The organism is Nocardia sp. NPDC003963 (genome assembly GCF_053605105.1).
Map to the genome: position 1 here is coordinate 165364 of NZ_JBSGIP010000011.1, position 8812 is coordinate 174175.

Annotated in this window: 8 protein-coding genes and 1 pseudogene; 2 read left to right on the forward strand and 7 right to left on the reverse strand. The window is 67.4% G+C overall.

The genetic code is table 11. The features are described 5' to 3' along the window. Positions 1–24: 24 nt before the first annotated feature. Genes ACWEWT_RS20400 through ACWEWT_RS20415 form a run of 4 tightly spaced genes read right to left on the reverse strand, consistent with a single transcriptional unit; the run spans position 25 to position 4669 of the window. Positions 25–1635 carry a PEP-utilizing enzyme gene (locus ACWEWT_RS20400; RefSeq protein WP_452561025.1) on the reverse strand — a complete coding sequence of 537 codons (1611 nt, stop codon included), beginning with the start codon at positions 1633–1635 and terminating at the stop codon, positions 25–27. Next, positions 1632–3131 carry a pyruvate, phosphate dikinase gene (locus tag ACWEWT_RS20405; RefSeq protein WP_452561027.1) on the reverse strand — a complete coding sequence of 500 codons (1500 nt, stop codon included), beginning with the start codon at positions 3129–3131 and terminating at the stop codon, positions 1632–1634. The genes ACWEWT_RS20400 and ACWEWT_RS20405 overlap by 4 nt, the downstream gene beginning before the upstream one ends. Continuing rightward, entirely contained in the window at positions 3128–3742 is a 615-nt protein-coding gene (locus ACWEWT_RS20410; protein ID WP_452561051.1) for a hypothetical protein, read from the reverse strand. The genes ACWEWT_RS20405 and ACWEWT_RS20410 overlap by 4 nt, the downstream gene beginning before the upstream one ends. Before the next feature lie 30 nt (positions 3743–3772). Beyond that, complete coding sequence (locus tag ACWEWT_RS20415; protein WP_452561029.1) at positions 3773–4669, reverse strand: DUF7065 domain-containing protein; 897 nt, start codon at positions 4667–4669, stop codon at positions 3773–3775. 557 nt (positions 4670–5226) lie between these two features. On the opposite strand from ACWEWT_RS20415, the gene ACWEWT_RS20420 reads away from it, so the two are divergent. Continuing rightward, positions 5227–6105 (forward strand): bile acid:sodium symporter family protein, encoded by an 879-nt coding sequence (locus tag ACWEWT_RS20420; RefSeq protein ID WP_452561030.1) that lies wholly within the window; start codon positions 5227–5229, stop codon positions 6103–6105. Between the two features lie 12 nt (positions 6106–6117). Here ACWEWT_RS20420 and ACWEWT_RS20425 read toward each other — a convergent pair whose 3' ends face one another. Further along, complete coding sequence (locus ACWEWT_RS20425; RefSeq protein ID WP_452561031.1) at positions 6118–6597, reverse strand: MarR family winged helix-turn-helix transcriptional regulator; 480 nt, start codon at positions 6595–6597, stop codon at positions 6118–6120. 54 nt (positions 6598–6651) lie between these two features. On the opposite strand from ACWEWT_RS20425, the gene ACWEWT_RS20430 reads away from it, so the two are divergent. Continuing rightward, entirely contained in the window at positions 6652–7485 is an 834-nt protein-coding gene (locus ACWEWT_RS20430) for an amidohydrolase family protein (RefSeq protein ID WP_452561033.1), read from the forward strand. Between the two features lie 135 nt (positions 7486–7620). On the opposite strand, the gene ACWEWT_RS20435 is transcribed toward ACWEWT_RS20430, so the two are convergent. Both ACWEWT_RS20435 and ACWEWT_RS20440 read right to left on the reverse strand, forming a co-directional pair. Continuing rightward, positions 7621–8412, reverse strand: a complete 792-nt coding sequence (locus ACWEWT_RS20435) for a hypothetical protein (protein WP_452561035.1) — start codon at positions 8410–8412, stop codon at positions 7621–7623. Positions 8413–8416: 4 nt separating this feature from the next. Further along, positions 8417–8812: pseudogene (locus ACWEWT_RS20440) on the reverse strand (sigma-70 family RNA polymerase sigma factor); the annotation flags it as partial.

Here is an 8812-nt window from a genome sequence, read left to right on the forward strand (position 1 = left end):
GGACCGGATACCGCACCGCCGGGTTCATCCGACAACGGTGACGGTTCCCGCGTCGCCGTCCACTCGGACGCGCTGGCCGTCGCGGATCCGGTAGCTGCCGCTCTCGGTGCCACAGACACAGGGAATTCCGAGTTCGCGGGCCACAATGGGCCCGTGGCTGAGCAGGCCACCATAGTCGGTGACAACTCCGCCCGCGACCAGGAACAGGGATACCCAGCTCGGGTCGGTGGTCTCGCAGACGAGGATATCGCCGTCGTCGAGCTCGGTGGTCGACGGATCGCGAACCACACGGGCCCGGCCTTCCACCACACCACCACTGGCCGCCACGCCCGTCACGACGCCGGAGACATCCAGGGCCGGAACGTCCGCGGCACCGGCCTCGATCAGCTGCGGTACCCCTGCCCAAGCCTGCGGCAGCCGGTAATCGCACCGCGATTCGTAGTGGGCTCGACGAGCCCCGACAAGTTCACGCCGGTCACCGGTGACACCGTCGCGCACTTCGTCGTAGGACAGGTGGAACACATCGTCGATATTGTCGATCACACCCGCTTCGACCAACAGGGCGCCCTGCCGCCGCATCACGGCACGGGCGATATCGAAGGTGAGCAGATATCCGGCCTTGCCCTGCTCCCGTAGCGCGATCCAGCGAGCGGCCCATCGCACGTACCGCGCCGCGCCGCGCCGCTTACGCCGGGGCAGCGCCGCCTGGAGTTCGGACAGGGCACGCTGCCGGGCCTCGATCTGCTCCCGGCTCCGATTACGCGGTGCCCGTGGACTGTCCGCGGGGATCGCGCGATAGTCGGCGAGCCGGTTGAGTATCGGGGCCGGGTCCTCCCGCCAGGTCACGCCGGACAACTGTCCCTCGTTGCTGCCGTGGTAGCCGTGGCGATCGGTGAACTCGCGCAGCGTGATCTCATCGTGGGCCAGCGCCCACAGATCGTGTGCTATCTCGCTCTCGTCGGATCCCACTCCGGACAGCAACGCCGGCCCCGAGTGGGTCAGATCGAGTTCGGCCAGCATATCGGTGACCCGATCCGCGAGCCCGGAACTGACGAACGCGACCAGCATATGGTCGGTCAGCATGCGCTGGAACCGCTGCCGTGCGTCGTCGAGCAGTTCGACACATCCCGCGTGGTCGAGGTTGCCGATACTGTCCAGATGGTCCAGCCGCCAGCGGCGCAGCCCGGCGAATTCGGCATCGTGGCGCTTCGGCAGCCGGAGCACCGCCGACGGCGCCTTCACCGCGATCACGGGATAGCGCCGGGCACTGTTCGCGTCGACCGTTCCCGGCCGGACATAGCCGAAGAGCTGCTGTTCGACTGCCGTCGCCGAGGTACCGGGGGTGATATTCGCGATCTCGCGGAATTTGTCGATATTGGCCGCCGCCCGGCCGGCGAACAGCGTCCAGAACATATCCTCCGGCTGATCGGGAACACACACCTGCTTCTTCGTCAGGACACCCAGATTCCGGAACGTGGTGCGAGTCGCCAGTTCCACCGCCGCATTGACGAAGGTGAAACCCAGCGTGGTGAACACCCCCGGAAATGCCTCCGCGACATTACCGGTGGTCCACGTGACCGATGGGTCGATCGTCGTGTTGTCGAGCGTCTCCTCGACGGTTTCGCGGGTGCTCATCGAACTTTCTCCATCTTGCGTCGCAACAGCAGCTCGGGCAGCGAACCCGGTGCGCCGTGGGGGAATTCCGCACGCGCCCACCGGGTGAGCAGCGCGATATCGGGATCGTCGGCCGGAGCGCCGGATACGACGGCGAGCTCGCCCGGATACACCGCGCCGGCCGACGCGTCGACGGTGACCGTCTGTCCGGCCAGCGCCATGAGCACTCCCGGACCACAGCCGACCACGCAGGGCACCGCCATCTCGCGGCAGACGACCGCCGCATGCGAAGTCGACCCGCCGAGTTCGGTGATCACCGCGGCGGCCATCGACATGGCCGTCACATCGTCGGGGTCGGTGGTCGGCCGCGCCAGGATCACCGATTCCCCCCGGTCCGCGTATTCCTCGACCGCACCGGAATCGGTGACGACGAGGCCGGTGGCAATCCCCGGACTGGCCGGCTTACCGGTCGCGACGGGAACGGGCGCGACCGGACCGTCGTGATCGATCCGGGCGGCCATCAGCGCACGGACCTGTTCCGGCCCCACTCGGTCGAGCGCTTCCCCGTCGGTGATCAGACCGGCCTGCCGCAGCTGTACCGCATGCCGGATCGTGGCCTCCGGAGACCGTTTGGCGGCCCGGGCCTGGAGCAGCCACAATCTGCCGCTCTCCACCGTGAACTCGATATCCTGCACGTCACGGCCGTCGGCCTCCAGGGTGGCCGCCGCGGCGAGCAACTCGGCATGCACCTCCGGCATGGCGATATGCAGCTGCGCGAGGGCGAAGGCGTCGGCGCGACCGGACACCACGTCCTCCCCCTGGCTGCGCGGCAACCACTCGCCGTAGGGTTCGGCACCGCCGGTGAGCGGGTTGCGGGTGAACAACACACCGGTCCCGGAACGGCGGTCGAGATTGCCGAAGACCATCGCCTGCACGGTGACGGCGGTACCGGCCTCGTGCGAGAGACCGCGGCTCTCCCGATAGTCCACAGCGCGGGGCGAATTCCAGGATCGGAATACCGCTTCGATCGCGCGACGCAGCTGATCCCACGGATCCGCGGCCGGGCGGGAGCCGACCACCTTCTCGAACTGCGCACGGAAACGGCGATGGGTGTCGGCGGCGAACACAGGGTCGCCGAACTGTTGCGCCAATGCCCGTTCGACCTCGTCGTTCATCCCCAGATTCAGAACGGTATCCATCATCCCGGGCATACTGGCCGCCGCACCCGAACGTACCGAGACCAGCAGCGGCCGCGGGCCTGCGCCGAACCGGCGACCCGTGACTGCCGCCAGATCCGCAACGGCCGCGGGCACCGCATCCCACACTTCGGGGGGCAGCGACTCACCGGTGCTGTGCATACGCCGGCATACCTCGGTGGTGAGGACGAAAGCCGGCGGAACCGGGATCCCGAGCGCCGATATGCGCCGCAGACTCCACGCCTTCCCGCCCAGGAGATCCGGGCCGGCAGTGGTCGGGGAGCCCAGCGAAAGGACCGACGTATGCCCGGCAGCGGTCACCGCGCCCGCTCCGCGGCCTCTTCCCGCACCCGGGACACACCGGCGAGGCCGATCAATTCTTCGTGCAGTTCGAACCAGACCGTGTGGTAGCTGTCGACGAGTGGCCGCGCAAACCAGGCCGGGTCGCCGGCTCGGAGCTGAGCCAAGGCCGCGGCGAACCGGTTCGGATACTGCGCCAGACGCGGCGCGAGATCGACGAATTCCGCCAGCAGCGGCCCGAACCGCTCGTGCAGTACGGCCAGCCGGGCCACGATCCGCGCGTCGTATTCGGCGTCGGTGTGATCGTTGGGGTGCTCACCGTCGATGAGCTGCCAGTCGGTGACCAGCTGTTTGAAGTCGGAGTTCACTGCGCCGAAGTCCAGGTACCGCTGGTGCAGCAGTGCCCGGTCGACTGTGGTCCGCTCGGCCGCCAGCAGGGCGTCGAGCCGTGCGCGGCCGGCTGCGGTGAGCTTGATGCGGGCACCCACCCGGTGCAGCTCGCCCGCGGCCAGCAGCGGCTCCAGCACCGCGGTAAGCCCGGCCTCGGGAAGGCCGGCCGCGGCGGCGAGATCCGATTCGGTGGGCCGGCCTTTGAATCGCGCGGCTTGCAGGACGCGCAGGACATGGAGCATGGCGTATCCGCTTTCTCTCGTCACCGCCGATCAGGCGACCCGGTGCAGGATCGCCTGCTCGAAGATGCCCTCGCCGCCGCGGTCGCCGGTATCGAAGGACAGGAAGTCGTCGTAGACCGCCAGGGCCGGTCCGGTGGTTTCGGCCGGGCCCGCCGGTACCCGGAAGCCGCCGAGGCGGGTGTCCAGCGCTACCAGCCTGGTCGTCGTATCGGCGAGTTCGAGCCGCGCCCAGCGGAATTGAGCGGCCGCGTCACGGGCGAACGTGATTCCGGTGATCGCCGTCGAACCCGTCCCGTCGATGACGAAACCATCCGCCGTCGATGTGCCGTCGGCACCCCGGAACTTCATCGCCGAGACGAAGGCCGAATCGTCCACCACGAACAATGCGGCGAACTCGACCCACTGCGACGACTCGTCCCGAAATCCCCAGGTCCGGTCGCGCATACCGTGGCCGGCGGTGACCACTGTGTTCCCGTCCACCGATACGCTGCCCACAACCGTGCACGCCTGCTGGAAATGCTGCAACGGCTCGGCGGCTACCAGCGCGGGAATGGCGTTGTTGGCGGCATAGTCGGCGGCGACGAAAAGCGGCGCGTTGACGAGTTCGGCCCGCACGAGCGAGTGCTCGACCCGCACCCGGCCGTCCAGCCCGAAATGGATGCTGTCACTGCTGAAGGTGCCCGCCGCAAGAGTTTCCACCACTTCGACGACCCGGCCCGCTACGGAGACACTGAACCGGGCACGACGTGTATCGGGCGCGTTCGGTGACGTGGACACATGCACCGTGCCGAATACCTCTGCGGCGGAATCCCAGAACGAGAGGTAGGCGTTGTCCTTCCACACCGGATCGCCGGCACCGGCGGCGTCGGAGTGGATCGGTTCGGACAGCTTGCCCCAACTCTGTTCGGTCGGGGTGGCGGTGGTCATCGACGGGTCCTTTTGGTCGGGGTACACGGGGAGAGGCGGATTCGGGCGGTAACCGCACCGACCGGGGGTAGCGCCTGTACCCCCGGTCTTTCGCACGAGCGGCTCCCACCCCGAGCTGCGCCGCGCGACGAGTACGGGAACCCGCGCGATATGAGGGCCCGGTAGCCACCAGCGGTCGGAGTGACGCCGCCGGGGGTCTCGACGCCCATGAAGTTACCTCCGGTTGCCGGCACAGCGAGCGGGTGCGCCGACGTGAACAATGAACGGACGCACAGAACCTCGGTCTCGACGGCCGGTCACACCGGCGCCGGGTCACTGTGCAGATGTGAGGCTATACGAAATGACGGTAGTGTCAATTTATGTTGGGGCGGCCGCCCGATGTCGAACTTCCGCGGCGGTGCGGGAATAGTGTTGCGCGACAACATCATTCTTTCAGGTAGATGTCACGGGCGGCCGGCAGGGCGACCCGCTCGACACGAGCGCTCCGGCGGAGAACATTCGCCCATTTGACGACGGTCACGGCATCGGGTGACACTCGGCCGTCGGAAGGATGACGGATGGGTTCGATGCTTTTCGCGGTCGCTCTACCCGTGGCGCTGGGAATCGTCATGTTCGGCCTGGGGCTGACACTCACCACCGGCGATTTCGCCCGGGTGGCCCGATTCCCCGAGGCCGCGCTGATCGCGCTGGTATGCCAGCTGATCGTCCTGCCCGCACTCTGTTTCGGGTTGGTGCGATTGTTCGGGCTCGACGGCGCGCTCGCGGTGGGCATGATGCTGCTGGCCGCATCCCCCGGCGGGACCTCGGCGAATCTCTTCAGCCATATCGCCGGCGGCAATGTCGCACTGAACATCACGCTCACCGCCGTCAACTCGGTCCTGGCGGTGTTCACCCTGCCCATCGTGGTGGGTCTGTCGTATTCGGTGTTCCTCGACGACGGCGCGGGCATCGGCCTGCAACCCGCCAAGTTCCTGCAGGTGTTCGCGCTCGTCCTGGTGCCGGTGGTGGCCGGGATGACGGTGCGGCGACTGTTCGCCGGCTGGGCTCTGCGGATGCACACCGCGGTCAAGATCGCCGCCGCCGTGGTGCTGGCCTTCGTCGTCGTCGCGGCACTGGTCTCGGAGTTCGACGCGTTCACCGAACATGTCGGGCAGCTGGGCGCGATCGCCCTGGTGCTGTGCGTGTGCAGTCTGTTCATCGGCTACGCCGTGCCGCGCGCGTTCGGCGTGGAGCGCGCGGACGCGATCGCCGCGGGTATGGAGATCGGGGTGCACAACGCGGCACTGGCCATCACCGTCGCGGTATCCGTACTGGGCAACGAGACGATGGCGGTACCCGGCGCGGTCTACGGGTTTCTCATGAACATCCCCGCCGGCGTCGCCACCTACCTGTTCGCCCGGTCCCGGCGCGCCGAAGACGCGTCGGTCCCGGCCTGACCACCAGCCCTGTCACCTCCGGTCAGGGGTATCCGGAGAATCCCTGTCGTCCGCCGGGACCGGGAAGGCGCCGACCGCCGAGTCCAGTGCGTCCAGCAGTTCGGCGAACCGGGCCCGGCCCTCGACACCGAGAGCCTCCAGGACGAGACCGTTGATCACACCGTAGGTCTCCTGGGCCCGCCCGACCGTCTCGATTCCGCGCGCCGTGAGGAAGAGCGCGACCGCACGCGGATCCTGATCACTGACCCGCCGCTCGACCAACTCGGCACTCAGCAGTCGCCCGACGGCGGCGACCACCGCCGACTCACCGAGCCGTAACCGCCGCGCGATATCCCGCTGCGAGCAGCCCGGATCATCGGATACCACGGCCAGGATCCCGGCCTGAGCCGTGGTGACCCCGGCATTGTCGATCAGCAGGCGGTCGGATTTCTTGCGCAACGCATGGGATACCTGCTGAACCCGGCCGATCAGCCGGTATGGATCCCTTGCCATCCGGTCCACCTCTCAATACTTTGATAGTGAAGTATATCGGGAAGGGAGTCACCCATGGGAACGATCGACGTATGGGCCCAGCAGGTCGGCCCGCGAATGGCCCGGGAACCGTGGCTGGCCACTCTGCTGCGCTGGACCGGTAAGAGCTCCGCCGAGATGGCCCCCGGCATCGACCACACCCTCGCCCGGATGGACGCCGCGGGAGTGGATCTGGCACTGCTCTCGGCCTGGTACGGCCCCGGCGGACCGTTGATCACCAACGACGAGGTACGAGCCGCGATAGATCACGCGCCCACCAGATTCCGCGGGTTGCTGGGGGTCGACCTCCGCGATCCGGTGACGGCCGCGCGGACGGTGCGCGAGCTGGCCGGAGACGTCTTCGTGGGCGTCCGGGTCGTACCCTGGCTGTGGGAGCTGCCGCCGGATCACCGGCTGTACTACCCCGTCTACACCGCCTGTGTCGAGGCGGGTGTACCGCTGTGCACCCAGATCGGGCACACCGGACCGTTGAAAACCTCGGAAACCGGCCGGCCCATCCCGTACCTGGAGCGGGTCCTGCTGGATTTCCCGGATCTGGTGGTCGTCGGCGGCCACGTGGGCTTCCCGTGGCTGGACGAAGTCGCCACACTCACCGTCAAATTCCCGAACTTCTACGTCGACTCCTCCGCCTACGCACTCGACCGGCTACCCGCGGCATTCCTCGACTACGCCCGGACGCTCGGCCGCCGCCGCGTCATGTTCGGCACGAACTGGCCGATGATCGATCCGGTCCGCGCCCTGCGCGATCCGGAGAACCTGGATTTCGACGACGATCTGCGCGCCGCCTTCTTCGAGGGCACCGCACGAAAAGTGTTCCGCCTCCCCGACCCCGCCGAGGCAGGCCCGTGACGACACTCGACCCGCGCATCCGCGCACACGTCACCGAGAGCTTCGGCCGTCGAACCCTGATCCGCCTCGCGAACCGCCCCGACCACTGATCACGAGTGCCAATACGAAACGCTCCGAAACCCCTTCCCCGACCGACTACAGACGAATGACCGCGATGGTCTTGTCGTCGTGGCGCTTCGCCCGGGGCAGCAATCGACCGGCGGGATCGGTTTCGGTCTCCCACGCATGGCACCGGGAGAGGAGAGCGCGTAGTCCGGAGGCAGACCGCATCACAACCTCGGACCATCCGATACCGAGCACCTCGAGCGTGTCGTACGCGCCATCTGTGGCGACGACTACCCATGCGACGGATTCGCGGGACCACGTCGCCGAGATGGCCTGGTAGGCGGCCGCCGGGTCGGCCTCGGCAATCCAATAACCGCCGGCTCGGTTGCGCCGCATGCGCTGTCGGCGCTGCAACTCGAGCAGCAGGCCGCGATGGGTGTCGTCATATCCGGATCCTCCGGCCAGCCGCTGCCGGTACTCGGAGCTTTCCGGGATGTCGAGAGCTTCCAAACGGTTGTCGGTGATGATGTCGCACCGCCCATCCGCGAAGCCGACAACGACCGTGGTGTCCCCGAGGACGAGCACCTCGACGGTCTCGGACCGGATCCGCACGATCCCCACGGTGCTCGATGGCGACGAATTCGGCTGCAGGTCGAGAATCCTAGCCGTGGATCGGATTGCATCGGCCAGAATGCTGGCGAGCAAGCCGGCTCGGCCGAGCCGGGTGGCGAGCTGTGGCCCCAGAATGTCCACATATCTGCCTGCGGGAGGTGTGCCGGGGTCGTGAGAGGTCGCACCGTCGAGAACTACGACCCCGGCATCGAAGACCAGGACACGGTCCTCGCCCGACGCCTCCGGCAATTCGGCGACCTCGATCTCCATCCGCTCACTCCGGTGTGGTGAACGGCCCGGAGACGATCCGGCTGGCCGTGATCGAGGGCTCCTCGTCGAAATCGCATTCGATCACGGCACTGGTGAATTCGGCTGATGGTTCGTACAGCTCGGATACATTGTCGGTCAGCCAATGCGCGACACCCATGGAACCGATGCTCGTCACACCGGCGATATGAACGATGACGCGACCATCCTCAACGCGCCGGCCGAGGTAGCCGATATCGATTCGATTCGTGAGGTCGGCACAGAACGGTGAACTGTACCGGCGTCCGGAAGACTTCTCGATCAGACACCAGGTTCCATCGATGTTCTCGAAACTCAGGGAGTCATCAGCGGCGAGGAGATGCTGGGCGACGGGAGCCGATTTGGGGCCGCAGATCACCACAGC